The sequence below is a fragment of the Nitrospirota bacterium genome (assembly GCA_030684575.1).
Taxonomy (GTDB): domain Bacteria; phylum Nitrospirota; class Nitrospiria; order Nitrospirales; family Nitrospiraceae; genus Palsa-1315.
In genome coordinates, this window is the sequence record JAUXVD010000022.1 from 49,885 (window position 1) to 75,625 (window position 25,741).

General features: G+C 57.2%; 19 protein-coding genes and 1 pseudogene. 10 read left to right on the forward strand and 10 right to left on the reverse strand.

What is annotated here, in order from left to right:
- Positions 1-20 precede the first annotated feature (20 nt).
- The 4 genes from Q8N00_16720 to Q8N00_16735 all read right to left on the reverse strand — a co-directional run bounded on the left by Q8N00_16720 (position 21) and on the right by Q8N00_16735 (position 4,453).
- Positions 21-869, reverse strand: a complete 849-nt coding sequence (locus Q8N00_16720) for a PHP domain-containing protein (GenBank protein MDP2384428.1) — start codon at positions 867-869, stop codon at positions 21-23.
- Positions 866-1,816: a dihydroneopterin aldolase gene (gene folB / locus Q8N00_16725; protein MDP2384429.1), complete on the reverse strand. Its 951-nt coding sequence runs from the start codon at positions 1,814-1,816 to the stop codon at positions 866-868. The genes Q8N00_16720 and folB overlap by 4 nt, the downstream gene beginning before the upstream one ends.
- 2 nt (positions 1,817-1,818) lie before the next feature.
- A complete protein-coding gene (locus tag Q8N00_16730) occupies positions 1,819-2,124 on the reverse strand; it encodes a hypothetical protein (GenBank protein ID MDP2384430.1) in 306 nt (101 codons plus the stop codon).
- 448 nt (positions 2,125-2,572) lie between these two features.
- Positions 2,573-4,453 (reverse strand): AAA family ATPase, encoded by a 1,881-nt coding sequence (locus tag Q8N00_16735; GenBank protein ID MDP2384431.1) that lies wholly within the window; start codon positions 4,451-4,453, stop codon positions 2,573-2,575.
- Between the two features lie 395 nt (positions 4,454-4,848).
- On the opposite strand from Q8N00_16735, the gene moaC reads away from it, so the two are divergent.
- The 10 genes and pseudogenes from moaC (at position 4,849) to recN (ending at position 14,992) form a co-directional block, all read left to right on the forward strand.
- A complete protein-coding gene (gene moaC, locus Q8N00_16740; GenBank protein MDP2384432.1) occupies positions 4,849-5,343 on the forward strand; it encodes a cyclic pyranopterin monophosphate synthase MoaC in 495 nt (164 codons plus the stop codon).
- 6 nt (positions 5,344-5,349) lie between these two features.
- Positions 5,350-5,586 (forward strand): annotated as a pseudogene (locus Q8N00_16745) (MoaD/ThiS family protein).
- Between the two features lie 18 nt (positions 5,587-5,604).
- Positions 5,605-6,045 carry a molybdenum cofactor biosynthesis protein MoaE gene (locus tag Q8N00_16750; GenBank protein MDP2384433.1) on the forward strand — a complete coding sequence of 147 codons (441 nt, stop codon included), beginning with the start codon at positions 5,605-5,607 and terminating at the stop codon, positions 6,043-6,045.
- Between the two features lie 51 nt (positions 6,046-6,096).
- Positions 6,097-7,161, forward strand: a complete 1,065-nt coding sequence (gene moaA, locus Q8N00_16755; protein ID MDP2384434.1) for a GTP 3',8-cyclase MoaA — start codon at positions 6,097-6,099, stop codon at positions 7,159-7,161.
- A gap of 53 nt (positions 7,162-7,214) precedes the next feature.
- Positions 7,215-7,922, forward strand: a complete 708-nt coding sequence (locus Q8N00_16760; GenBank protein MDP2384435.1) for an urease accessory protein — start codon at positions 7,215-7,217, stop codon at positions 7,920-7,922.
- Between the two features lie 221 nt (positions 7,923-8,143).
- Positions 8,144-8,980 carry an acetyl-CoA carboxylase, carboxyltransferase subunit beta gene (accD, locus tag Q8N00_16765; protein MDP2384436.1) on the forward strand — a complete coding sequence of 279 codons (837 nt, stop codon included), beginning with the start codon at positions 8,144-8,146 and terminating at the stop codon, positions 8,978-8,980.
- Positions 8,981-9,035: 55 nt separating this feature from the next.
- Positions 9,036-10,331, forward strand: a complete 1,296-nt coding sequence (locus Q8N00_16770; GenBank protein ID MDP2384437.1) for a folylpolyglutamate synthase/dihydrofolate synthase family protein — start codon at positions 9,036-9,038, stop codon at positions 10,329-10,331.
- A 10-nt stretch (positions 10,332-10,341) separates the two neighbouring features.
- On the forward strand, positions 10,342-12,798 hold the full coding sequence (gene lptD, locus Q8N00_16775) for an LPS assembly protein LptD (protein MDP2384438.1): 2,457 nt from the start codon (positions 10,342-10,344) through the stop codon (positions 12,796-12,798).
- 134 nt (positions 12,799-12,932) lie between these two features.
- On the forward strand, positions 12,933-13,280 hold the full coding sequence (gene trxA, locus Q8N00_16780) for a thioredoxin (GenBank protein ID MDP2384439.1): 348 nt from the start codon (positions 12,933-12,935) through the stop codon (positions 13,278-13,280).
- 20 nt (positions 13,281-13,300) lie between these two features.
- Entirely contained in the window at positions 13,301-14,992 is a 1,692-nt protein-coding gene (gene recN, locus Q8N00_16785; GenBank protein ID MDP2384440.1) for a DNA repair protein RecN, read from the forward strand.
- A 17-nt stretch (positions 14,993-15,009) separates the two neighbouring features.
- Here the strand turns inward: recN and Q8N00_16790 are convergent, their stop codons facing one another.
- The 6 genes from Q8N00_16790 to Q8N00_16815 form a co-directional block, all read right to left on the reverse strand.
- A complete protein-coding gene (locus Q8N00_16790) occupies positions 15,010-16,152 on the reverse strand; it encodes a response regulator (GenBank protein MDP2384441.1) in 1,143 nt (380 codons plus the stop codon).
- A gap of 218 nt (positions 16,153-16,370) precedes the next feature.
- Entirely contained in the window at positions 16,371-17,786 is a 1,416-nt protein-coding gene (locus tag Q8N00_16795) for a sigma-54 dependent transcriptional regulator (GenBank protein ID MDP2384442.1), read from the reverse strand.
- 25 nt (positions 17,787-17,811) lie between these two features.
- Entirely contained in the window at positions 17,812-19,089 is a 1,278-nt protein-coding gene (locus Q8N00_16800) for an ATP-binding protein (GenBank protein MDP2384443.1), read from the reverse strand.
- A gap of 115 nt (positions 19,090-19,204) precedes the next feature.
- Positions 19,205-23,389: a PAS domain S-box protein gene (locus tag Q8N00_16805; protein ID MDP2384444.1), complete on the reverse strand. Its 4,185-nt coding sequence runs from the start codon at positions 23,387-23,389 to the stop codon at positions 19,205-19,207.
- 346 nt (positions 23,390-23,735) lie between these two features.
- The gene (locus Q8N00_16810; protein MDP2384445.1) at positions 23,736-24,737 is read right to left on the reverse strand and encodes a hypothetical protein; all 1,002 of its coding nucleotides are present in this window, start codon (positions 24,735-24,737) and stop codon (positions 23,736-23,738) included.
- Positions 24,738-24,814: 77 nt separating this feature from the next.
- Positions 24,815-25,702 (reverse strand): nuclear transport factor 2 family protein, encoded by an 888-nt coding sequence (locus Q8N00_16815; GenBank protein MDP2384446.1) that lies wholly within the window; start codon positions 25,700-25,702, stop codon positions 24,815-24,817.
- Between the last annotated feature and the right edge of the window lie 39 nt (positions 25,703-25,741).

The window sequence follows — 25,741 nt, forward strand, 5'->3', positions numbered from 1 at the left end:
AGGGGAGAACGGTCTATTTGTCAGGCCTGTGCGGCAGCCTTTTTCAGTGGATCGAGCAATTTCTCGGATACTTTCAAGCCGCCCTTTCCGGTGCCGACCTCGATATCCGGTTTGGTGATGCCGTGGAAATCGCTTCCACCGGTGATCAGCAAGTCCAGCCGCTTGGCCAGGTCGTGGTATTCCCTGGTCTGTCGCTTCGTGTGGCTACTATAGTGGACTTCGATGCCACCGAGGCCCTCGGCTTTCAAGGCGATCAGGAGTGCGTTCAGGCTTTCTCCCGACACCTTGGCCCAGGTGGGGTGGGCCAGCACGGCGACGCCGCCGGCCGCTCTAATCCAGGCGATGGCATCTGCCGGCGAAGGTAGCTCACGCGCTACATAGGCCGGGCGCCCTTCTGCCAGATAGCGGTCGAAGGCGTCTTTTGCCGACGTGACATAGTGTTTGTCCATCAAGACCCGCGCGATATGGGGGCGGCCGACCGCATCCGTGCCGGCCAGGGCTCGCACCTCTTCATAGGTCACATCCATTCCCAAGGCACGCAGCCGTTCGATGATCTGGGGGTTGCGGCTATGCCGGCTCTCGCGCAAGGAGGCTAAGCGGCGATTCAGTTCGGGGTCTTGCCACTGGAGGCAGTAGCCCAGGATATGCAGCTCACTGTTGCCCACACGGGAACTAATTTCTACGCCGGGGATGATTTCAATGCCCAGCTCAGCCCCGGCAGCGATGGCCTCGGGAATGCCGGTCACAATGTCGTGGTCTGTAATGGCCAGCGCGGTCACTCCAGCCTTGTGGGCGAACCGGAGCACGTCAGCCGGCGAGAAGCTGCCATCGGAGTGGGTCGTATGGAGGTGGAGATCGATGCGGCTCATGCCGGCTCGTGCGGCAGGCTACTTGGGCCTGCTTGTTGGGCGACGAGTTGCGCGGTATAGACCGCATCCGGTCCATGGCCGCCGTCATGCTCGCCTTCGTCGTACGACAAGAGGCGGAGGTTGGATGTGAGGCGGAGCAATTCATTATGGGCCAGGCAAAACTCCCAGCGGCGCGGATGACGATGGCGCAAATAGTTGTCGATGGTAAAGGTTTCGTAGATCAAGACCCCGTTGGGTTTCAGTGATTCGAGGAGTGCGGGAAACAATGCGCGATGGAGATAGAAGAAGACGAGGATGACGTCGTAGGTCTGTGCCGGAAACTCGGGCCGTTCATCCGTCGTTCGCTCAAGGTCCACCGTGCGGACCGTGAGGTTCTGGAGGTTCCGCTGCTTGGCCGTGGCTGCGAGTTGGGCCATAGTCTGCTCATCGCGGTCCATGGCATCGACCTGAAAACCCTGTGAGGCCAGAAAGAGCGAGTTGCGTCCGGACCCGGCCGCCACGTCGAGCGCCTTGCCCTTCGGTAAGCGGTGGAGTTGCTGCGTCAGAAACCGGGCCGGGGGCGGCCCCATGTCCTGAATTCGGTGAGTCAAGCGGGACCGTTCGAGCTGCACGCCGACCGAGCCGGTGACATGCTCCAGCGGAGGGGCCAGTTTTCTCACCCAGATCTTCGCCCGTTCGACGGGAAACTCGGCAAAGAGCATGGTAAGGAGCCGTTCGGAAAACGTTTCCAACAGGGCGCAGTCCTGCGTTGCGGCGATTTCAACGATCCGACCGGCCACCTCTGCATAATCGACCGCCTGGCGGATGTCATCCGAAGCCGCCGCCGGGTCAGTCTGGCATTCCAGCTCCAAGTCCACCGCCAAGGGCTGAGGCCGTCGGCGCTCCTCCGGCGTCACGCCGCAGCGCCCCTGAAACTCTAACCGTTCGATAATGATTTTTCCTGCCATGGTCACACGACGGTAATCGTGCCTTCAATGCTGAACCCTGTCTTCGAGATCGTCACCGGTGAGGCGCCAGCCTCCTTCAGTTTATCTCCCAGGCCGGATGAGGCGAGCGACTGCTGCAGGCCTTCAGCCGTCTGCCCGAGGAGAAAGTCGAGCCCGAGGACCGCGTAGTGGAGCGGGTGCCCATTCGGCCCATCGATCCGGAAGACATGGGCGCGACTGGTGCCTTCCTCGAAATCGGTAATGTGATGCTTCGGAAACTGCTCGCGCAGGTAGAGGCGGATCACATCGAATTTAGCGACATTGCTCACGAGAGTTCCTTTTGCCGTTCACGGCACATCTTGAGCACTCCGCCATTCGCAGGATGCTGAAAAAGGCCGCCAGCTTCGTTCTCGCCTTGAAAGCATCCTCAACGTACCCCTGAGGGTACGCCTCCGGTACTTTCGTCGGCTGCGGCCTTGCTGGACGGCCTTTTTGAGCATCCTTCCAGCGCGAGTTTTCTATCCAACACCTAGGATGAGGCTCAGGCCGAGCATTATACGCTCGGGATCTCCCCAAAGTCAGGAGGGTAAACGAGCTCCTGGAGCCCTTAAAAGACCGTCGTTCGTGGAGCGTGAAGCGTACTTCGTTTCAGATCAGACTCACCGAAGGGACGAACGACGAGAGGGGGAGCCGCGCCGTGAAGTGTTGGATTGCTAGGCCCGACCCCGTATATTCGTACCTTTTCCCCTTGGCCCCGAATCTTGTTCTTTGTGCAGACTAAGTGAATTCGATCTTGAAGTCGCCCATGCCAGCATTAGTTTGATGGCTTACGTGCACGTGCCGTTGTTTCTGGCCAAGCATTTCAGCGATTGCGATAACTGCGTTGAACTCTTTATGGGATACTCGAATTAGTTCTTGAACAGAAAAGACCTTGATTGTGGCTCGTTGAATCGTATCCAGGTGCGCTCGGACTTGATGTAGCTGCCAGGTCGGATTATTCACGACCGTAATTTGTAGGTTGTGAATGTAATCACTCAAATAATCACGAAGAACTCGCTCTACATCGACGCTCGCTTTGGACGGTAATGCGCACACTGCTTCAAATAGTTCCCCGTATCTCTCTTCTAATTCCGCAGTGGTCATGGCTTTCGCCATTTCCTCAATCTCCGCTCCAACGGCATGTCGCTTGGCGTCGTCTGTTAGCGCGTAGTGGTCTCCCGTGTACTTCGGCAGGTATCTTTCCAGCGTTCCGCCGGGCAAGAGAATGACATTTTTTCGTTTTAATGCAGCCACAATCTGCTTTAATCGTCCCTCAATGTCTTCGACATCTGCCTGAGACGTTGCAGCGATTAGAGGTGATCGATTACGACTAATTGCTGTCATTACCGATACACGGGCTTTTGCCCATTGTTTCCCATTCCATTGTGCTCTCGGCCCCAACCCTTTGAGGAACTCCACCAATCGCGCCAGTGGTTGCGAAATATGATTGACCGCGAGAAGTTGATCAACCACGCCCGTTAATTTGCTATCCAACTCCCCGCAGTACTTTGAAAAGTCGTTCCCTACACCCGCAGCTACTAAAAAGCTCTGCACCGAACCGTCTCTCTTCACACAGGCTCGAAGATTGCCTCCGAACAGGCTATCGAGGTCGTACAAGAAATGGGCACTCTTGCCAAAGGCTATGCATAAATCTAAGTAGCGATTCACTTCCTCGCAACCACCAGCGTCGATAATGCAGCTTCCTGCCCCAGCAACTGATACGCCGCGCGCTTCCTGCATAGTTCCAACGAGCTGAGCGTCTAGAGTTCCCTCGACGAAAATTGGGTTATCGGAGAAGAAGAGCTGTTTATGGTGCACGTTTAATCGTGGTACCAATGAGGAGAGTTTCGCTGTCGCATCGGGACCAAGATTGAGAATATGGTTTGGGGTTGAGTGGTTTAGGGTGAACGAAATAACAGACTTCACATCCTCGACAGATCGAAAGTCGAGGATAAAGGGGGAATGCGTGACCAGAAAAACAATCTTCTTTTTCTTGTCCGTGCTCGGGTCACCTGCAACCTTGCGTACTTCTTGCATGAAGAACGCTTGATATTGAGGGTGTAGGTTGAGCTCCGGTTCGTCGATAATCAAATATGGATGTTCGCTGTTATATAAATGCGTCAGGAGGACAAGCAGTTCCTTGATTCCATGACATTCATCGCGGTCAAGCCTGTAGGAGCTGCCGGTTTCTCCTAGTACAGCCCGTGCAAGAAGACTCCCTGAGTCCCATTCGAGATAGATTTTTCGATTAAACAGATGGCTGAGTGTCGCCTCGATCTGAATGCGGAGATCCATCCGTTCTTCTAGAAGTATGATTGTATCGATTCCTGACCCCTGGAGACCTGCTTGCTTCAATATGCTGAAATGGTTCTTGGCAAGCCCGGCAGAGAAATGGTCGCCAAAAGAATTTCTCAGCGCACTGATCTGCTCCATGCCACTGAGCCGATCCGTTCCGAGCATACGCACATTGGGCAGATGGGATTGCAGCGTTCCTGCGAATTTTGATTTCCCGCTGCCGTTGGGGCCGACCAGGAAATTGATGGCTCCGATTTGCGAGGTTTCAAACTTTTTCTGTAGCCATGGTAATGGAAGGTCGAATGACAATTCTTTGCTTATCATGCGTATTGCATCCCTATATAATTTATGCTCGTGAGTCGATCATTTTCGCGAAGCCCCGGTTGCGAGCGCTTCCCATAATAATTAAGGTAGCCGGATTCCACGTAGCAAGGCAGTCTCAGCAATCCGTTGTAGGCAAGTTTACTGCAGATCCAAGTGCGTATCTACTGTACGCCGGCAGGGTGTTTCCCCAATATCGTGCGTTCTTTCTCTTGTGTGAGGGGAGGCAGCTTGGTAGGTCCCACACCGCGCGCATTGAACGAGCACTGTTTCATCGTGCGCGTTCAGCGAGCGAAAGGGACCATCCAGGCCACCCTGCCCCTCTATTGACTGCCCTTTACCCCGGCTCCTATAATCCCCACCAGGATTGAGTCGTAACGCGCTGATTTAGCTAAAAAATGGCAGAATTTACGCATTTCAACGAGTCAGGCCGGGCGCGGATGGTCGACGTCAGCGCCAAACATTCGACCGAGCGGGTCGCTACGGCTCAGGCTACGGTTTTTCTCCTTCCAGAAACCCTTGAAAAGATTCAGCAGGGCAAGATCGCCAAGGGCGATGTCCTGTCCGTGGCGCAGGTTGCCGGCGTGATGGGGGCCAAGCGGACCCCGGACCTCATCCCCATGTGCCATCCACTGCTGATCACCAGCGTCGATATCTCCTTCAAAGAAGAATCCCAGCCAAACCACGCAGGCTTCTGTGCCATCAGCATCTTCGCCACGGTGAAAACCACGGGGCAAACCGGGGTCGAGATGGAAGCGATGACGGCGGCTACCGTGGCGGCATTGACCATCTACGATATGTGCAAAGCAGTCGATCGAGGGATGAGTTTCAGTGATGTATGTTTGCTCTCAAAGTCAGGCGGCAAGTCTGGAACGTACACGAGGCCAGGCTGAGCTATTATGGTCACGATTAAGCTATTCGGTATGACGAAGATGTTGGCAGGGAATCAAGGCTCTCTCTCGCTGGCATTGACGAATGGGCGACGAGTGAAAGATTTGGTTGAGCTTCTTGATGACGGATATCCGCAGATCGGGGAGTTGATTCATACCAAGAAGGTCCTGGTGTCGGTCAATCAGGAGATTGCCCACGAGGACATGGAAATTCGGGACGGCGATGAGATCGCATTATTGCCTCCCTTTGCAGGTGGATCTGGGATGGAACCAATAGATGAGAGCCAGCTCGTTCGGGTGCAGCGGGAGAACTTTTCCATCGATCGAGAGCTCGACCGGGTCAAGAGCCGATCGAAGCGGATCGGGGGGATCGCGACGTTTCTCGGAATTGCCCGGGATCGTTCGAAAGGGCGGGATGTCGACAGCATTACCTTCGAGCATTACGAAGGGATGGCGGAGAAGAAGCTCCGCGAGATTCGCGAGCGGGGGCTGAAAGATTTCGACATTCTGGAGCTTCTGATCATCCATCGGTATGGCGAGATCACGATCGGTGAGAACATCGTGTTGATCATTGCCGGTGCCGAGCATCGGGCTGAGGCGTTTCGTGCCTGCGAATGGGCGATCAGTGAATTGAAGCAGATCACGCCGATCTGGAAACTCGAACATACGCCGGAAGGTGAAGTCTGGGTTGAGGAGCATCCCTAGAGGCGTGACGAGGGCAGTCGTGAATCCTATGCTGAGGGGAAGGGGACGCCTGTGAATCCAGTAGGAGCCAGCGATTCGGTGGTGCCTGTCGGCGATACGTTCGGCCGACCGCTTCGCAGCTTGCGTCTGTCCGTGACAGATCGCTGCAACCTCCGTTGCAAGTATTGCATGCCGGAAGAGGACTATGTCTGGCTGCCGCGCGAGGATGTGCTGACCCATGAGGAAATGGCGAGCCTGACGGGCTATTTCACCGACCTCGGCGTGGATCGGGTGCGGCTGACCGGTGGAGAGCCTTTGCTCCGGCGTGATTTGCCCCGGTTGATCCGCATGCTGCTCCAAAACAGGCGGATCACGGACATCGCCCTGACCACGAACGGTATTCTGTTGGCTGATCAGGTTGAAGCGCTGTATGAGGCAGGCCTCCACCGCGTCACAGTCAGCCTCGACACCATGAGGCCGGAACGATTTCGACAACTGACTCGTCGTGATGAGTATGCGCGTGTGATGGAAGGAATTGCGTCGGTGGGTCGCGCGGGATTCACTGGCTTGAAGCTCGATACGGTGGCGATCAAGGGGTTCAATGACGATGAGCTGGTTGCGCTGATCGAGTTCGGGAAACGTGTGCAGGCGGAAGTGCGGTTTATCGAATATATGGACGTCGGCGGGGCGAACGAATGGTCGCAACAGAAAGTATTGTCCCGAGCCGAGATGCTGGCGCTGCTGAGCGGGCATTACGGGACGATCGAGCCGATGCCGGAGCGGGGCACTGCGCCGGCTCAGCGGTTTCTGTTGCCGGACGGGACGACCTTTGGGATCATCCCGTCAACGACCACGCCGTTTTGTGCAACCTGCGATCGTAGCCGGGTCACGGCCGACGGTATGTGGTACCGCTGTTTGTACGCGACGGCGGGAACGGATCTGCGCAAGCCACTCCGCGCCGGCGCCTCGGATGACGAGATGCGCGCGGTGATTCGGGCCGGCTGGGAAGGCCGCCGCGACCGGGGCGCAGAGGACCGCAAGGCGCTCGAGCGGGATGGGTTGCGTGTCGGGGGGCTCATCGGTATTGAGAAGCTCCGCGAAGATCCCCATCTCGAAATGCATGCCCGCGGCGGTTGACGTCCCACCTGGCTGCCGACCTCTGCCACGGGGCCAAATCTTGTCGATGGCTCATGCTGGATACTGAATTCCTCACAATCGTAGGACTCGGGTTTGTGCTGGGGCTTCGCCATGCCTTGGACTCAGACCATTTAGCGGCCGTTTCCACGGTGCTGGCGCAGCGGCCCTCGTTGCCTGCGTCCGGCATGATTGGATTCAGCTGGGGGCTGGGCCATACGGTGGTCTTGTTACTGGTCGGGGCGGTGGTCTTGGTGTTTCGTGTGCCGATTCCTGAATCTGTGGCGTTGGCGGCTGAGTTCGGCGTCGGTGCGATGCTCGTGTTGCTCGGTGGCATGCTCGGGGTGCGATTGCTCCGGGAGCGCTGGCATGTGCATACACATGCCCATGACGGTGCGCCGCATGTGCATTTACATAGTCATGCGTTGGTAGAAGATCACGGACATGGACATTGGTGGCGCGACTCCGTTCGGCCATTCTGTATCGGTATGGCCCATGGTCTGGCCGGGTCGGCCGCGCTGTTGATGATCGTGTTGTCCTCCGCGCGGTCGGTGTCGGAAGGGCTCATCTATATTGCGGTATTCGGTGTTGGTTCGATCCTGGGTATGATGTTGGTCGGGATCGTCGTGAGTCTTCCCATGTTGTGGTCGTTGAACTTCAGCCGTCCCCTGTTTCTCGCGGTCCAGGGGTTGGCAAGTCTTGGGAGTGTGGCCGTTGGACTCGCCCTGATGTTCCAGATCGCCTTCGGCGGTCAACCCTTTTGACTCCCGTATCGTGACGGTCATCGATGGGAAATCTACGTGCGTCATATGGGCGGCTATGGTATTCTGCCGTTCTCTTCGTGTGTCGTTCGTATTGGTGAGTGAGACGGGCGAGACTGGCGGGAAACGCGCGACTCGCAAAGATGACACTTCCGACCTGTCCCGCTTTTCGCGACAGTCTCGCGCGAATAACGAGTCCCGCTTGCGACTAAGAGGAGCGCGTTATGGCTTGGTTTAAAAAACAAAAAACGACTGAGGCGGAGGCCCCGAAACGATCCAAGCTTTCGGAGGGCATGTGGCTCAAGTGCAATCATTGCCGGGAGATCGTCTATCGTAAAGAGGTTGAACGGAACAATAAGGTCTGCCCGAAGTGCGATTACCATTTTCCCATCTCCGTCTTGGAGCGCATTGCGCTCTTGGTCGACTTCGGCTCATTCAAAGAATGGGATGCGGAGCTCGGCCCCTTGGACCCCCTGAGTTTTCAAGACACGAAGTCGTACAAGGATCGGGTCAAAGCGCATCAGGAGAAGACCGGCCGCAAAGACGCCATGGTGATCGGCGAGGGGATGATGAACGGTCGCCGGGTGGTGCTGTGTGTCTTCGACTTCAGTTTTATGGGCGGCAGCATGGGATCGGTGGTCGGCGAAAAAATTTGCCGGGCGATTGATCGCGCGCTGGAAACCCGCTTGCCGGTGATCCTGGTTACCACCTCCGGAGGCGCCAGGATGCAGGAGGGGATTCTTTCCCTGATGCAGATGGCCAAGACCTCTGCCGCGGTTGCCAAGCTGGGCGAGGCGAAATTGCCGTTTATTTGTTTGTTAGCCGATCCCACGTTCGGAGGCGTCACCGCGAGCGTCGCCATGTTGGGCGATGTGATTCTTGCCGAACCGAAAGCGCTGATCGGCTTCGCCGGGCCCCGCGTCATTGAGCAGACCATCAAGCAGCAGTTGCCGGATCAGTTTCAGCGCGCAGAGTTTCTGCTCGAGCATGGCATGATCGATATGATCGTGGAGCGCAAGCAACTGAAGGAAACCTTAAGCACACTCGTGGCCCACTTTTAAGCCTGGTTCCCCTATGACCTATCCGGGCTAACCTTCCATCCTGCCTGATCACACCATGACCTATTTGTCTGCCGTGAGCTTTCTCTTTCGCCTGCAAAAGCATGGCATTAAATTGGGTCTTGAGACGATGACGTCCCTGATGGGGCGACTCGGGATGCCGCAGAGCAAGTACCGCACGCTGCATATCGCCGGGACGAACGGAAAGGGCTCCACTGCGGCCATGACTGCCGCGATATTGCAGGCAGCAGGGTATCGAGTGGGGCTCTATACCTCGCCTCACCTCGTGGAGTTTCGAGAGCGGATTCGCGTGAACGGCGAGATGATTGCGGAGTCGCAGGTGACACAATTGACCGAACGCATTCAGACCTTCTGTCAACCGGACCTGTCGCCGACCTTCTTTGAATATACGACGGCGATGGCGTTTCAGCACTTTGCCGACTCAGGGGTGGATGTGGCCGTGCTGGAAGTCGGGTTGGGTGGGCGCTTCGATGCGACGAATGTCGTGACTCCCTTGGCCTGTGCGGTGACGACGATTGGCCTCGATCATCAGGAATATCTGGGGACCACACTCGCCTCGATCGCGTTCGAGAAGGCCGGCATTATCAAACAGGGGGTGCCGGTGGTGCTGGGGCGGCTGGATGATGAGGCACGGCGCACGATCGAGCAGGTGGCTAAGGAGCGGCAAGCTCCGGTGTTTCGCCTGCAAGAAGACTTTCACACAGAGGGGACGGGGCCTGAGGACTTTTCCTATCGCGGCATGGGTGTTCACTATGACGAATTGGCCTGTGCCTTAGAGGGGCGACATCAACTGGATAACGCGGCCTGTGCGTTGGCGCTTTTGGGTGCGGCATCCCCTCAAGGGATTGCGGTCACGGCTGAAGCGGTACGGGCGGGCTTGCTGGCGGTCGACTGGGCCGGGCGATTGGAGGTGGTCGATCACGATCCGACGATCCTGCTGGATGGCGCACATAATCCCGCTGCCGCCAGGGTTTTGGCTCACTACCTCACCGAGTATGCCGGATCTCATCCGTCCCGCCCTGTCGTCCTGGTCCTTGGCATGATGCGCGATAAGGACCATCGAGGGTTTGTCGAGCCGCTGAAGGGCCTGGTGGATGAAGTCGTGTTGACACAGGCGGATCTTCCCCGTTCATTCACCGCGCAGGAACTTCGAGCTGCGCTCGATAGTGTGTTGCCGCATTCACATGTCATGTCCTCGCTCGGTGCGGCGATGGCCTTGGCCAGACAGCTGGCCACACCGGATGGGCTGATCTGCGTTACGGGCTCGCTCATGCTGGTGGGTGAGTGTAAGGCCTGGATCCGTGGCTGTGGACTGTCGCCGCTTCGGGGCTGATATGACAGGCATGGTGAGGCGGTTATCCAGGTGTCTGGCCGGTTGGTTGCTGGTGGGGCTGCTGTTCCCGGTCCTTGGGCATGCCGTGGGGAATCAGGCTAAGTCCGTTCCAGTGGCGACATCCTCAGGTGGGCTCCCGCTCGATATCACTGCAGAACGAATCGATTATCTCCAAGAGCAAGAGACCTACGAAGCCAATGGCTCGGTGGTGGTGAATCAGGGCACCATGCGTCTCACGGCCGATCACATGACGATTCATGCCTTGCCCGGCGTCGTGATCGCCACGGGCCATGTCAGGCTCATCGATCCCAAAGCCGACCTCGCGGCCGAACGGTTGGAACTCAATGTGAATACCGAAGCGGGGGTGGTCACCCATGGGCGGGTCTATCTCAAAGCCTCGAATACCTCAGTCGAGGGTCGCCTCATGCAGCGGTTTTCAGAAGACCATTATCGGGTGAAAGAGGGCCGGTTTACGAACTGCGATGCGCAGGAGGGTGAGACGCCGGCCTGGCGGTTTGAGTTTAAAGATCTTGATCTGAATGCGGGCGATCACGTGGGCTTTACCGGCGGATGGCTCTGTGTGAACGATGTTCCGGTGGTTCCGATTCCCACGATGACCTATCCGCTCTCCAGTCGACGGAGTGGGTTTCTCATTCCGAATATCGGGTACGACAATCGATTCGGGACGCACCTCCAGGAAAGTTTTTATTGGGCCATCAATCCCAGCCAGGATCTGACGATCTCTCCTTCGTATTACAGCAGTCTCGGCTATGGAAGCGATTTCGAGTATCGCTATGTCCTGGACCAGAAATCGAGAGGGCAATGGTTTATCAGTTATCTGCAGCAGACGAAATTGCCGAATGTGTCAGGCGTCACCGATAACGGGGGCAGCGCGTCACAATCCCGCGCCCTCATCGCCGGGACCCATACCCAGCAGTTCACGCCGGATTTGTTGCTGCGCGCTCAGATAAGTTTTGTGACCGATCCAAACTACCTGCAGCAACTCAGCAACTCAGGTGCTCAACGGGCGCTCCCGAGCAGTGAGAATAATATCTTAGCCACGCAGCGGCTGCCCTATGGGAACCTCTATTTTCTCGGTCAATACCTGCAGCCTCTCCAGGCGGGAGGTAAGGATACGTTCCAGCGGTTGCCGGAAACCGGCTATAGCCTTCCCAACCTGTCGCTCTTCAACTCGCCGCTGCTCCTTGGGTTGGACAGTAATTATGTGAACTTCTATCGTGAGCAGGGCTTTACGCTCAACCGGGTGGATGTGATGCCCGGTCTCACCACCGATGTCATCGACTTGGGGCACATCATCGGGCTGACACCGCAAGTGAAGGTCCGGGAGGTCTATTACACTCGCGGCGTTGAGTCGAGTAATAGTCAGCATCGAGAGACGTTGTGGGCCGGCCTTGACGCAACCTCGAAACTCAGTCGACGATTCGGAGTGAAAGACGGTGGCTCGTTCCTGCATACGCTCGAACCGAGCGTCGTCTACGAGTATGTGCCGCCTACGGATCAGTCGAAGATTACGCAGATCGATCAGGTGGACGATCTGCCGAAGAAGAATTTGCTGACCTATGCCCTCCGCAGCCGGTTGCTGGAACAAGCGGGCAGCAGCAGTTTTAATTGGCTGGATTTCACGATGGCGCAGAGTTATCACGTGGGTGCGACGCAAACGAGAGCGCGTGATTTTACTCCGGGGGCCTCTCCGCAGCTCGGATCGATTACGCAACCGCTGCAGCCGGCGACGGTGGCCATTGACGGCAAGAAACTGTCCGACCTCTGGATGCGGGCCGTGATCGGTAATACGACGCCGCAGTTCACGCCGGCTCAGTTAGCAGGAGCCGCATTCGGTCGTGGCGCCGGGGTTGTCCCCGGTCAGCAGCCGGCCCTCAATCAGTATCTGACCATCGATACGTTTATCGATCCCTACCGATCCACGGTGAGTCAATTCAATACCGACCTTCGGGTGCAGCAGTCGAACTACTGGTATATGGAGGTCGGACAGCGATTTTCTCGCGACGGAAACCGTGTCCGACGTGGGGACATCTGGAATCCCATTTCGTTCAATGAGGTCTATGCCCCGACGACAGAGATCCAGTTTGTCACGGCAGGCGGTGGGTTTCGAACGCCCTGGGGTTGGACGATCGGCGCCAAGGGTTACTACGATGTGAAGAACGGCAAGAGCCCTGAATACGATGTGGTTGCGCTCTACCAGAATCCCTGCAAATGTTGGTCTCTGGGGCTCTACTATCTACAGTTCCCAGACCGTGCGCAGTACAACTTCATGTTGAGCCTGACGGGCATTGGTTGGACGGAAAACTTCGGTACAGCGGTGCTCCGAAGTATTCTCAGCCCGCTGCTTGTAGGGGAGAAAGGTCTGCCCTGGGCCGCGCCAGGTGGGCCATATGGAAGGGCACAGTCGCTTCTGCCCCAGACTGGAATGGGAGGGGTGGCCCGGTGAGTCGATGGTGCCGTGGAGCCGCGCGCGGCGCGTCGCGCATCGGCTCGATGGATTTGACTCCCCGAAGAGGGCTGGTATACGATGCCCTATCGATTTGAAATTTATTCCCGTACTCAGCGAAGGAGGAATACGACGTGGCTGGTGATGCACTGAAAGTTGAAGATGGAACGTGGGATGCCGATGTCATGAAGTCCACTGAACTGGTGATGGTCGACTTCTGGGCGGTTTGGTGTGGCCCCTGCCAAATGGTCGCTCCGATTATCGAGGAATTGGCTAAAGAATATGCCGGGAAAATGAAGGTGCGGAAGCTCAATACCGATGAGAATCCGGAAGTGGCAGGCCGCTATCAGGTCATGAGTATCCCGACGATTCTGTTTTTCAAGAACGGCCAGGTCGTGGAAAAACTCGTTGGCGCACGACCCAAGCGGCAGTTCAAAGAAATGATCGATTCCCTGCTGGCGCAACCAGCCGGCTCAGCCTAGGAATGTAGTCACCTGCCGCAATGCTCTCCGAGTTGCGCATCGTCAATTTCGCGCTCATTGAGCAGCTCAGTCTCCAATTCCAGTCAGGGTTTATCGTCCTGACCGGGGAGACCGGGGCTGGCAAATCTCTCCTCATCGATGCGATTGCGTTGCTGGTCGGTGGACGGGCCTCCACCGACCAGATTCGTACTGGTGAAGATGAGGCTCAGCTCGAAGCATCGTTCCACCTCCCGGACACCCATCCACTCCTCCAACGATTGCGGTCGCTAGACCTCATCGGTCAGCACGAGTCCGAACTGATTCTTCGGCGTGTCCTCTCCCGATCCGGTCGCCATCGCGTGTACCTCAACGGCAACCTCTGTCCCCTTCGTGTATTCGAAGAACTCGGGGGCACCCTCGTCGATATCCATGGTCAGCATGAGCAGCAATCGTTGTTGGTCACGGCCAAACAACTCGATGCCCTCGATGCGTTCGGACGCCTCCATGAGTTGCGTGGACGGTACGAGCAGACCTATCAGGGATGGAAAGATCTCCACGCGCAGTTGGATGCCTTGCAGCATGAAGGTGTCGATCGTGCACGACTTGAAGATATGTTGCGGTTTCAGTCGCAGGAGATCGAGCAAGCCGGCTTGCTGCCCGATGAAGAAGAACGGGTTCGTCATGAGCGGCAGCGACTGGTCCATGCGAACCGGCTGAGGGAGTTGGCCCATGAGGCCTATGTGGAATTGCAGGCGGATGAGCAGGCGGTCCTCACCAGGCTTGGGCGGATCGAACGGACCCTTGCAGAGCTGGCTCAGACCGACCCAGCAATGGGTGATTGTGAGCAGGTTGCTAAGGACTCCGCGATCCAGCTCAAAGAGCTTGCCGGACGGCTGCGCGATTATGCCGAACAGCTAGAGTTCGATCCGGACCGGTTGGCTGTTGTGGAGGACCGACTCGATCTCATCCAGCAACTGAAGAAAAAGTATGGAGGGTCTGTCGAGGCAGTACTTGCGACGGGGAGACGGGTGCAGGAGGAGCTGCAGCTCTTGGAAAATCGTGAGGAGCGTACCGCTGAGTTGACCGTACGGTTGGACGAAGCGGTTGGACGCCTTCGCACGCTCGCGCAGCAGCTGTCGAAGAAACGGATGGATGCAGCCAAGCGAATGACGGTGCTCGTGGGTGCGGAGCTGGTCGCATTGAAAATGGAGCAGGCTATTTTTCAGGTCACGGTTTCGAGTGATGAGTCGGATGAAGAGCTTGGACCGTCTGGGCGTGACCGAGCAGAGTTCCTGCTCTCAAGTAATCCTGGTGAGCCAGCGAGGCCGTTGGGACGAGTGGCCTCCGGCGGGGAACTATCGAGGATTATGTTGGCGCTCAAAACTGTATTGGCCGAGATGGACCAGGTGCCGGTTGTGGTGTTCGATGAAATCGATACGGGTGTGGGCGGGGCGGTTGCTGCCGCTATGGGAACGAGGTTGCGCAAGCTCGGGTCGTTCCATCAAGTGTTCTGTATCACCCACCTTCCTCAGGTTGCTGCTCAAGCGGAGCATCATCTGCTGGTAGAAAAGGGACTGGAGAGTCAGCGCACATCTACGTCGGTTCGAGCGCTTAAAGGGATAGGACGAGAAGAGGAAATCGCCAGAATGTTGGGCGGACTGACCATTACGAAAAAAGTACGTGAAACGGCAGCGGAACTCATTGCGGGGGCGAAGGGGAAACGGTCTGAGTGAGTGGGCGAGCTGTCAGGCTAGTCGGTAGGGGCTGTTGCTGTCGCCATTGCCGGAAGGCATGCTTTGCATTCCTGGATCACATGCGTAAAGAGTTCGGTCAACTTCGGTTCGAAGTGTGTGCCGGCATGCGCACGCATCTGTTGGCAGGCGTCATCAATTGAGAGGGGCGTTCGGCCGGGAAGCTCCGCGGTCAGATGGTCGAATGCTTGTGCCAGACATACAATACGGGCCAGTTGAGGAATGCCTTCTTCCTGCAGTCCATAGGGATAACCTGAGCCATCCCAGCGTTCATGGTGATAGGCAATGATCTGCCCCACCTCAGCCGGCAGCCCTAATGGCAACACGAGTTTCCCGCCCATTTCCGGGTGGAGACGATTGCCGACGGATTCCCCATCCATCGCGATTTCATCTTCGGCGAAGTGATAGGTTTCAGGTCCGACCTTGCCGATGTCGTGGAGGAATGCGCCCAATGCCAGAGACTTTTGCTCAGCGGGCGTTAAGTTGATGCGGTTGGCTAAGAGGGTCGCGTAGAAGCTGACTCGGCTGCAGTGGTTGAGCAGCTGCCGATCTTTGGCCTCGAGCAGGTCTGAGAGCAGAGGGAGGAGCTGGCTTGGCATGGATTCACAGCCGGATGCCGGCTCTGGCGTCGGCTTTCCGATCGCCTGGTATCCCACGAATAATTTCTTCCACGCCTGCGCGCCCTCGGCTTCTGTTCCCCAGAGTCCGGTCGATGTTCTGAGGAAATGTCTGAGGAAGTCGAGCCGTTGTTTCTTCTCGAGAGTTTGGTTGACGAGAGAAAGCAGTTCCGTGACATTGAAGGGCTTGAGCAGATAGCCTGCCGCGCCTTGGCGAATCCCTTCCATGGCGGATTTCAGGCTCCCGTATCCGGTGACCATGATGACTTCAACGTCGGCATGGTCATGTTTGATGTCTTGAAGGAGATCTAATCCTTGGCGGTCTGGAAGTTTCTGATCGAGTGTAATGAGGTCTATCGGCTCGGAGTTGAGCACGTCAAGAGCGGCATTCGCTGATTCTGCGGCGTGGATTTTGAAGAAAGGTCTGAGAATAGCTGAAAGGGCGTCACGAGGTCCTGCTTCATCATCGATCACGAGCAAGGTCGGCACATTCTTCGCCGACTCAGGATTCACAGGTAAGGTCATAGATGTCCTCTCCCGCTAACCGCGCACCGTCAAAGCCATTGGCGGTATTTAAAGCAAATTCCGTTCCATTTCAGTATGTTAGCTACTGGCATCAACCCGATGTGGCTTGCGATGCACGGTAGCCCATATGTAGATCCATTGAGCAAAAGACTACGTATATAGCGTAAAAAGCGTCAGCCAAATCGTGCAAAAATGACGCAGTAGGCTGAAGAACTGTGCTATTCCTGCACTATGGCCTGAGGTTCGGCGTTGACTTCCTGGTCTGGCCGGCCGATTCCCAACGTGTCCATGCGGTATTTCAGCATCCGGCGGCTGATTCCGAGCAGGTTGGCGGCATGAGTTTGGACATATCCTGTTCGTTTCAGGGCATCCAAGATAATTTCGCGCTCGAATTCCATGACGGCTTTTTCGAGCGATAGTCGCCCTGCGAGGGTGTCATCGCGCAGTGAGGTGGAGCGAGTATCGTTCTTTAGGATGGTCGGGAGATGTTCGGGGGTGATGGTGTCAGACCCCTTGGACCAAATGAATGCCTGCTCGATGATGTTCTCCATTTCCCGCACATTGCCAGGCCAGGGATAGCGGGAGAGAAGGTCGACGGCATCTTTGGAAAATTCTTGAGGCGGACGGTTTTCTTCCTCGATGCGCTTTGCCAGAAAATGTTTGGCGAGGAGGGGGACATCTTCACCCCGTTCACGGAGCGGAGGCAAATACAGCGCAATGACGTTGATACGGTAGTAGAGGTCTTCGCGGAATTGTCCTTTGCGAACGAGTTCTTCAAGATTCTTGTTTGTCGCGGTGACGATGCGCACATCCACCTTGATGGATTGCACCCCGCCGACTCTGGTGAATTCTCGTTCTTGCAAGACGCGCAGCAGCTTGGCTTGTGTCATGGCGCTGAGGTCGCCGATCTCGTCGAGGAAGAGCGTGCCGGTATTCGCGAGTTCAAATTGTCCGACTCGGCGGGCTGTGGCATCCGTGAACGAGCCTTTCTCATGGCCGAAGAGCTCACTCTCGATGAGCGTTTCGGGAAGGGCGGCACAATTGAGCGCGATGAAGGGCCGTTCGCGCCTGCCGCTATTGTAATGGAGCGCCTTCGCGACCAGCTCCTTTCCCGTTCCGCTCTCTCCGGAAATAAACACGGTGGTGCGGCTGTCGGCGACTTGTTCGATTTTGGTGTAGATGTCTTGCATCGACGGGCTCTTGCCGATCAGATTGTGAAAGGCATACCGTCGAACGACTTGCGCGCGGAGCTGTTTCACCTCCCGCTGGAGTTCGTGATCCTTGAGTGCGCGATCGACAATGATGCGGAGCTCTTCTACGTCGAAGGGTTTCGAGAGGTAGTCAGCGGCGCCGAACTTCATGGCGTCGACGGCAGTTTTTACCGACTTGGTGCCAGTCAGCATGATGACCGGCGCCGGCCGGTCTTCGGCGCGTATGGTTTGGAGTAACGCCAGCCCGTCGGTGCCAGGCAGGATGACGTCGAGGAGGACCAGATGGGGCGCTTCCTTGCGGAAGAGCTCGAGTCCCTCTTGGGCGTCTGCGGCTTGGATCGTTTCGTAGGCTGGCTCGAGTACCGCTTTCAATGAGGCCCGAACCCGGGCCTCATCATCGATCAACAGGATTCGCTTTTTCATGCTGGTGTCCATTGGGTGTTGGCGATTATGCGGGCAAGGCCGGTAGGCTCACGAAAAACGTCGTACCGATACCGACTGCACTCTTTACCCGGATCTCGCCGTGATGTTCTTGAATAATTTGATGGACAATCGTCAAGCCGAGTCCCGTTCCTTCGTGTTCTCCGCTTTCGTGTTTGGTCGTGAAAAATGGGTCAAAAATATGTTCGAGATTGATCTCTTGGATTCCCTCACCGGTATCCTCGATCTCGATGTGGGCCCAGACGTTCCCTCCCGGCTTCACCACTGTTCTGGTTTGAACACGTAACCGCCCACCCGCCCCTGCCATCGAGTCTATGGCATTGAGGAGGAGATTGAGCAGGACCTGCTTGATCTGTTGTCGATCCAGCATGACACGAGGCAGGTCAGACGCCAACTCTTTTTCAATCTTGATCCCACGGCTGTCCGCCTTCACGTCGATGAAATAGAGACAGGAGGCGACAAGATCGTTGAAGTCTTCGTCCGTCAGTTTGGGTTCCATGTACCGGGCGTAGTCGAGAATTTCCTGGATCAATCGCTCGATTCGATACACATCGTCGAGCACGACTTTGCTGAATTCCTGAATAAATTGCGGGTCATCTTTTCGTTCAGGGGCCAACTGGATAAAGGTTTTAATCGAGGTGAGGGGGTTTCTGATTTCATGAGCGAAGCCGCCGGCGATCGTCTCAAGGGATTTCAGCCGATCCGTCCGCTTCATCAGTGTGTGTGAGCGATGCAGGTCTTCGTACAGCACAATGGTGTCGAGTGCATTAGTCGCAGTTTGTGCCAGTGCGGCGAGCAGGGTCTTATTCAGCGGCTGTCCTGTCGTGAGAGGGACTGCTGCGCCGAGGACGCTGAAGGCAATGAGACGGCCTTTGTTGAGATGCGGCACGATGCGGGAGGCCTGCATCGATTCCAGCGCCCTGCATGCGTCGGCTCCGAAGTCGGGGTCTTGGAGGTCGATCGCCGAGTCGACCTGTGCCATGATCCGGTTGGTGGCGAGCAGGTGGTGAGGCAAGGGATGGCTCACGGCCATCGTTGGAGGAATACAGGCGAGGGTATCCGACCCAACCATGTTGGCGCAGCGATAACATTCGTGTTCGCGGTCCAGGACGAATAACACACCATGGGTCGTCATCCCTACTCGACAGAGTTCTTGGATAATGCGATTGCCGATGGTGGGCAGGTCTGTCATCGTGCCCAGGTCTGACGCAAACTGTGTGACGATAGTTAAGAGCTCACTGGAAGACAATGCTGAAAAGTCGGTATTCGATGGGGGTGGCGTCATAACGAAGAGGGAGCACGGTGGTGCCTGGTGAGAGCCATCGAGATGTGCATATTGCGCATGAATGGTCTACGTGTTCAAAGATGTACAGGCGGGAGTATACACGGCACGGGCACGTTCAGCTAGCGGATTTACCTTTTTCGATGACGGCGAAGAGGCCCTGCCCATCGAAGGCAGGAAGGATGCGGGGCGTGAGGATACCGGCTTGGTGGAGAAATGAGGTGAGCGATGAGCGGTCGAAGGTGTGCAGCAATCCATGCCGGATGGCCTCGCGGAGTCGCCCAAGGTAATGCAGCAGGATCTGGGCTTGCGGACTAAATTCATCCTGATTCGCGCTGTGCAGGTGTCGGCGATAGAGCGCCGAGAGGTCGGTCTCAGGCTGGAAGACCGTGAGGACGAGGCGTCCCTTGGGGTGAAGCACGCGGTACAGCTCACGAATGGTGACCAGCGGAGAGGGAACGAACAACAGTGACAGGTTGCAGACGATGCGATGGAGCGAGTCATTTTTGAAGGGTAGGCCCTGGCTCCAATCCGTATGCACCCATTCAGCCGTCAGAGGCGGGTGGATGGTGAGTGTGCCTGCAAAGTCACTGTCGAGTTCCCGATGCAACGCACGAAGACTCTGTCGTGCCAGTGTCAGCGATTCGTGAGAATGCCCCAAGCCGATGACATGGACGGGACGTTCAGGACTCCATCCGCGCTGGCGCGAGCGGTAGGCTTGATTCACCATTGTGGCTCGGACCAAATCGCCATGGCCGACCCCCACGTCCATGAGTATGGAGCCCGGTTCGAGCGGGCTGAGCAGCCGGTAGAGATCGTCTAAGAGTTTCCAGTATTCGTGCAGATTCCCGAGCTGGGTAAGCTGCTGCAGGTGCGCGACCCTCAGGGCTTCGCGCGTTATCTGTGAGAGGTTATGTCGAAGGCGGGTGCGCTCCAATTCGATGCGCTGTTGACGGGCCAGCATATCGCGGGCCTGTATGCTGAATTCAGCCGGAGCGGCTGGCAGTGAGATGGCGATTGCGATCTGCTCCAGGATCTGTCGGAAGGCCAGCGGGTGGTGCTCATTGAATGGGAGCTCCTGGCCGGCCAGCGGAGTGGGAACCGTTGCGAGGCGGGTATGGGCTCCCAACGCCGTGAGGAATGCCTGCGGGAGATCCGCCGGAGGCAGCGGACCGAAGGGTGGGCCTGGAATTGTGAGAATGGCCGATGGTGAACGAAGGAGGCGCAGATCCGCAAGTGTGGAGGCAAGGTCTGTAAAGTGGCCTACCACGATATCGCCGACAAAACGATCGATGTTGACGTTGAGCCCAAGCAGATTGGCGATGCCACGCCGGAGTCCGTACCGGTGGTCGGCCACGAGGTCATGACCATGGACCGTCATCAGCATGGCCTGAATATCGACGACCGGATTGATCAGGAGCAGGAGATCGAGGGGACGGGATTGTATCGCCGTCTTCAGTGCGACCCGTGCGGATAGATCGCTGGCCATCACGATCAGAGGCGCGGTGGGCCAGGTATGTTGCACAAATTCCACGACCTTCAGGAGGTCGGCTTGCATGCTCCGTAACGTCGTCTGCTGGAGCTCTCCGTCGCTGAGTCCGACATGGTTGGTGTGGTCGTACCGTAAGACACGGAGCCGGTGGTGTGCGAGGTAGTAGGACAACGTGCTGGCATCCAACGCGGTCTGGCCGTAGCCGGGAGCGATGATGACGACCGGTGTGTTCGGTGCGAGCGACGGGCGTAGATGGTCGTCGGTGATCATGATCGCTTGGCCGCGTGGATTCCGGCATTCTCGCGGAATACTGATGATCGACGGTTGTTGCGAGGGGGCCTCCGGCCCGCCAGGAGACGATAGATGTTGCCGGACGACACGGTTGACTTCCCGCTCTGCATAGGGAGTGAGCCCGTGAAAACGAAGCCCGATCAGAAGGGTGGGGTTGGCGTCCTGGGTCGGAAACTCTTTTGGCGCAGTGGGATCGTGAGCGGCCCAGATGATTTTTGCGGGCAGTGCGGAATCCGGAGCTCCCGGTTCATGGGAGCCAGGGTGATGCGGGGTCTGTACCGAGGCGAAGTGCAGGGTGGCGAGGCCCTGTAAGAGCTCAGGTGCCGCATTGAGATGGAGACAGACCCCGTCGCGGCTGAGATTTGTCGTGAGCGCTCCTAGGCGGTGCGTCTTGCCGGCCTGATCTGTGACATCCAGCCTGACAGGGAGCTGCAAGGCGACCCGGACGGCTTCACGGGGGTTGTAGTCTCCCTGTTCGGTTGCGATCGGCTGATTTGCGAGATCTGGCGTGGCCGATGGTTCTGCCGCAAGCAGCACTTCAAGGGAGAAGGACAACGCCTGCTCCTGAGCCGCTTGGATCAGTGAGCCCAAGACAGCAGCCTCTTCTCGTTTGAGTGCATCGAATTCGATGACAAGATGGGAGACCGGGGTTCCAGAAGAGAGCGTGATGGGCCGCTCTTCCGCCATCCCTTGCAGTTCGAGGATTCCCACCGAAGTTTTCAGTACGACATAGGCATCTTGTGGCGCCACGCTGGGAAAGTCATTGGGGAGCGTGATGCAGGTGCCGCCGAGGCTCAGATTCGTAATGGTGCCGTCCCATGTCGTTGAACCAACGGTAATCGTCGCAGGCAGGGCCGTTGTCGTTCGCGCACTATGCCGTCGTTCTTGTTGCGGTCTTCCTGGGTCGGCTGTCGGAGCAGGTACCGCCGTGCCGCGCGTTGTTTCAGGAACGCGTGGGGCTGAGGCGGCGGCGGTATTCGGCAGCGGGAACTTCTCGAACGGTGGGCGTGAGGTGGTCGGCAGACGGAGGATAATACGAAGGGGGCCCTGCATCGGCGCCGACACATCTAAGATGCCACCGAGTTCGCGGACGAGCTGATAGGTATCGAGGAGATCATTCGATGGAGATGACGGAGCCGTGGATTCCGCTGACCACACCATGTCCGATTCAAGCAGTTCCATCTCGACCTCGTTCGGTGGAGCGAGGGCAAAGAGCGCGGGGGCCTCTGCCGAGATGGAGGTCGACCCGACTGCCCGTGTGATGACGAGGATGCGATGCAGACGGCCGACGGTCAAGAGGTAGGTCTGCGCGTAGTGTAGCAGCTGATGCGCGAGCGTCGCGAGCTGCGTGCGCTCGCCGGCGAGGGGAGGCAGGTGCGATGATAGTTGACGCATGATGCCTGCGCCATCCACGATTGATGGGCCGTTGGACGTGAGCGCATCGTCAAGGACGTCGTTGATCGTATGTCCTAACTCGACGGCATCTCGTTCGTGCAGGGCCTGCGTCAATTGTGCGCCGAGTTTCGTGGCTTCTGCAGCATGACCGACGAGTGTTTCGGCTTGGTCGTTCAGCCGTGCGTCGCGAATGGAGGCAAGAAGCCGTTGGGAGTCGATCAATAGTGACGACAGTGGTTCGTCCAGCTGTTGCGACAGCAAGGTGGCTCGTTGGGCCAGCGCAAGCAGTTCATCGGTACGCTGGAGTTCTTGGCGAAGTTGATGAATCGTGTCGTCTTGTTGTTTGGGTTGGGAGAGGTCTCGAATCAGCCCCACGGTGCCGAGAAATCGGCGGAGGGGGTCGTAGAGCCCTCTGGCATTCACTTCCGCGGTGAGGGTCAGTGTCCGGTTATCCTGTGTGGGCTTTCCTCGAAAGATCAACTCGGCATGGCTGGTGCCGCGCGCCCCGGAACGGCGTTCGTTGAGGCGATACCGGGCGACCGACTCCTGGTCAGGAGCCACGAGGGTGGTATAGGGCAATCCGATGAGTTCATCGGGTGAGTAGCCCAAGAGGGTGACGATGCCAGGACTGACGGTCACAAAACAGCCGCTGGCATCCAATTCATAGACGATGTCGCTGAGTGACTCAATGAGCCGACGATAGCGTTCGTGCGCATGGTCCAGTGCGACTCGCAGGTCGCTTTTCTCGATGGCTTCTTTGGCACAGAAGAGCAGTTCAGTGAGAAAGGCTGGAGAGGACTTTGCGAGGAAAAAATCGATGTCGGCCTTGAGCGCTTGAATCGCGGAGGTTGAGTCAGTGCGGTCGCTCAGTAACAGAATGGCGGTGTACGGCGCACGGCGCTTCATGTCCGCGGAAAGGGAGGTGCGTTCCCCGGCGAGGCATTGTTCGTCGATCAGGATGAGCGTCCATTCCTGTGGCGACGTCCAGGCACGGGCTTCTTCGGCAGAATAGGCGACATCCACGCGGCAGCCGGGAAAGAATCCTCGCAGACTGATGGTGACGAGTTTAATGGACTCAGCATGTTCGCTGACAATCAAGATGGTGATCGGCTCGCTCTGCGGCATCAAGCTGTCCCTATGCGTCTGAGAAACTCGAACAAGTTCAGCCCCAGTGCGATCTCACCACGTCTGTTCATCTCGTGAGTCTGAGACAAACCTGCCCCTGCGTTCCGTCCTGCCATGCATTCGGGGCAGACCTCTGGGAGTGACGATGTGAATAACATAGGCGGAGGTGGGAAACCCAGTCTCCATGCGATGAAATGGCTGTTTCTTTGGTAGGGGGGCGCTTCAGAGTCTTTCTTGGCGAACAAAATTGAACGGAATTTAAAGGGGAGTCGGTGTGGGTGACGGAAGAGAACGTCTCGGTACCCGCCACACTATCGGTGGGCGGGTACCGGAGTATGAGGTGCCGTTATTTGGTGAGGGAAGTGTGGCCTGCTGTCGGGCAGGCGCCAGGGGTCATGTAGAGCAAATAGTTTCCCATCCCATGTTGAGCCTTTTCTTTCTGCAAGGGATGGTGATGGACCATGATCATTTCATAGTCATCAGCCTTGGTGACGGAAAACCCCTGAGGGTCTTTATAGACTTGATGCGGTTGAAACTCGATAAACGTTCCGTCCCGAGTGACGTCGGGAACCGTCCGCAGCAGGGTCTGTTTCTTCGTGATGTTATCCAGTCCGATCATGAGGAGTTCGTCATGCCCATGGGGATAGGCGAATTTGACACAGCCATCCATCCTGAACTTGAGCGGCGCCTTGTGGACCTGGACGCCGGTCGTAATCTCAATCCCTTCATCCGTCTGCTCCGGACCTCGTTGGGAGAATTTGCTGAAACAGACAATGTTGACACCCACCTGGTACACGTCCATTTCTTTGATGGGGGCGCCTTCGGGCGCCATATACATGGTGAAGCTGGCCATCACATCCTTGGTAACCGGGGCGCCATGATAAAAGGCGACAATCGACATGAGGTGATCGTCCTTGGCCAGCTTCACTCCGTAGCCGTCAGGAAAACGCGTCTCGGTCATTTCCAACCCCGCGCCCGCGAAGAACAAGGGCTCGCCTTCGCAGGAGACGCTCGGCTTGCTGTTGTTGAGCATCAGGACGTGGTGGAGAAAGTTCTTGGGGAGGGGCTTGCCTTCTTTGGTGAAGACGGCCGTTTTGTATCCCACCATATACATATCTTTGGGCAGCTGAAAATGATGTTTAGGCATCGACGCCGCGAGGTCTCCATCGTGACCGGTCGGCAGATCGATGGGGCCGAATGTGAGTGTGACGGTATTGGTCCCGTAGGTCACGGTCGTCGTGGTCTGGTGGGACAGGGTCGGGACGGCATGGTGGTCGTGACCGCCGTCTGCAAGGACTGGGGTGACCGAACAGATGACGGCGAACAGTGTGAGCAATGCCTGACGCATAGAGCCTCCCAAGAAAAAGAAATGGTCGCGCGAGCCTATGCGGCAACGTTCGAATGTACGGGTCTGGCGCGTAGATGTCATCTGGTGGCAGGTGGCGGGGTCAGCCGTTTCCAGACATAGGTCCCGCCATGTTCGCGAGGGGGAATGTTCTTTTGTGTGCCGACTCGTGAGTACCACCACACGCCCTTGGCCTGGCGGCCATCCTCTGAGAGCAATACTTCAAAGCCCCCTTCACGATCGTTGCCGGTCTGAACCCAGGTGCCTTGCCACAGTCGGTCCGTATACTTGGTCGTGGTGAAGCGGCCTTCATGCTGGGTATAGGGTCCGTTACCGGCTTTATCCAGCGTGGCTTTGTAGCTCTTGTTGTCTTCGACTTCCAGGATATCCCATTCCCCGCTCAAGTCCGGGACCACCGTTGGGCTGTTCGATGTCGCGCCCGCCCTGGGTGCCGCAGATTTTGGCCGATCGTCGACGGGCATCGCGCCGCTGGCATTGCGAAGGGATTCATGCCAGGAGAGGAGGATCCATTGGCCGTTTCGACGCTCCAGCACACCGGTCTCTCGCAACGGCAGCACGGCTCGTTGCTGGTCCGCACCATGTCCGAGGATACGCACGTAATCCAGCTCCATGGTGTACCAGCCGATATCTCCCTTCGACCAGACTTTGAGCTCGGAGATGGGAAGGTCGAGCGCGGCGACTTTGGCAAACTCTTCCTTGATGTCCCGTTCCAGTTCCGTCCATCCCACGTATTTCCGGCCTCCGATGGTATAGCTGGTGATGTCGGCGTCGTGCGCCATCAGCCTGGACATCCCAGGCAAATCTTTCTCGGCATTGGCACGCACGAGCGCACGGACTGCTGTTTCGAGCGCGGCGTTGTCCGGTGTGGCGCCCACAGCGGCGGGAACCCAGGCGATATTTCCAACGACCATATAGACGATGAGACAAACCAGTACGGACACTCGCATGATGACTCTCCTGTCGGGTTCACAAGGGAAAGGGGAGGG